Annotated in this window: 2 protein-coding genes; both read right to left on the bottom strand. The window is 62.2% G+C overall.

The features are described from left to right. Positions 1-737, bottom strand: a 737-nt coding sequence (locus ENZ75_RS31160; protein ID WP_164888151.1) for an AAA family ATPase, incomplete at its 3' end; no start/stop codon positions are given. 226 nt (positions 738-963) lie between these two features. Next, a partial coding sequence (locus tag ENZ75_RS31155) for an outer membrane protein assembly factor BamD (RefSeq protein ID WP_164888150.1) occupies positions 964-1,668 on the bottom strand: 705 nt, incomplete at its 5' end.

Genomic DNA, 1,668 nt, shown 5'->3' with positions numbered 1-1,668 from the left:
TTGCCGAACTGCGCGCGTCGATGATGCGGGCCGGACAGCACATCCTGCGCGTCATGGATTTCGGACGCGATCTTCTCGGCCCGCATCATCGACGCGCGCAGTTCGGCAAGATCGGTCTCCTCACCCGGCTGCGGATCGAGCTTTGTCAATTCCGCCACCGCCGCACGCAGATAGTCGGCCTCGCGCGCCGCCGCCGCCACCTTGGCACGGTGGCGCGACAACTCCTGCTCGCAGGCGCGCCAATGCCGCCATGCCTCGCCAGTCGAGCGAACGGCGCCGAGATGGCCGCCGAAAGCATCGAGCACCTCGCGGTGAGCGCCGGGATCGACCAGAGCACGTTCATCGTGCTGGCCGTGGATCTCGACCAACGCGCGCCCGACATCGCGCATCAAGGTGACGCTCGAAGGCTGATCGTTGACGAAGACACGGGTACGGCCGTCCGCGGTCTGAAGGCGGCGCAGGATGATGTCGCCGTCATCCTCGATGGCATTGTCGGCTAGCAGCGCACGGGCCGGATGATTGCGCGGCACGTCGAAGACGGCGATAACCTGGCCTTGCGCCGCGCCATGGCGCACCAGCGACGCGTCACCGCGCGCACCAAGCGCCAGCGACAGGGCATCGAGCAGGATGGACTTGCCGGCACCGGTTTCGCCGGTCAGCACCGAAAGACCCGGCTGGAAGTCGATATCCAGCTTCTCGATCAGGACGATATCGCGGATCGACAGTCTGGAGAGCATCAGAACCCGAATCTAGGACGGCACGCGACCATTTGCAGTCGCAGCGGCGCACTATCTTTTTGTTTGAGCACCGGATCAATCCGAAAAAAGCGCTGCGTACGCTTCGATCCGATGCTCCAAGCAGGTTCCGCAAAAGTGTTCCGCGGTTTTGCGACAAGAACCTGCGACAAACAACGAAATCAGGCAGACGGCGCGTTGGCGAAGCCCGCGACGTCTGCTTGGGGGGTCAAGCCCCGGTGATCAATTTCCCGGCCTTGGATATCCACGATCCGGCATTTTCGCGCGGTGCAAGCCCATTGCTTTGCAACAGCTTGTAGGAATCCTTGTACCACGAGCTGTCGGGATAGTTGGTGCCGAGCACGGCGGCGGCCGTCTGCGCCTCCGAAGTCAGACCCATCGCGTAATAGCTTTCGGTCAGGCGGGCGAGCGCCTCCTCGACATGGCGCGTGTTGGAATAATTCTCGACCACGGTGCGGAAGCGCTTGACGGCGGCGATGTATTCCCGGCGCTCGAGATAGTAGCGGCCGATCTGCATTTCCTTGCCGGCCAACTGATCGTTGGCGAAGCGGATCTTTTCCTTGGCGTCGTCGACATATTCCGATGTCGGCCAGCGCGTCACCAGATCCTGCATTGTCTGAACGGTTTGGCGCGCTTCCTTCTGGTCCTGCGTCACGTCCTTGATCTGGCGGTAATAGCTCAAGCCGATGATGTACTGCGCATAGGCGGCGTCATCGGTCGATGGATAGAGCGTGAGGTAGCGCTTGGCCGAGCCGATCGCCTCGTCGTAATTGCCCTGGCGATAATCGGCGAAAGCGCCCATCACCATCGATTTGCGAGCCCATTCCGAATAGGGGTGCTGGCGGTCGACGGCGTCGAACTTGCGGCTCGCCTCCTGCAGGCGTCCGGCATTGAGATTGGCAAGGCCCTGATT

It is taken from the genome of Mesorhizobium sp. M7A.F.Ca.CA.002.04.1.1 (genome assembly GCF_004022805.1).
Taxonomy (GTDB): domain Bacteria; phylum Pseudomonadota; class Alphaproteobacteria; order Rhizobiales; family Rhizobiaceae; genus Mesorhizobium; species Mesorhizobium ciceri.
Note: the sequence above shows the minus strand (reverse complement) of the source record. Positions and strands in the feature narration are given on the sequence as shown.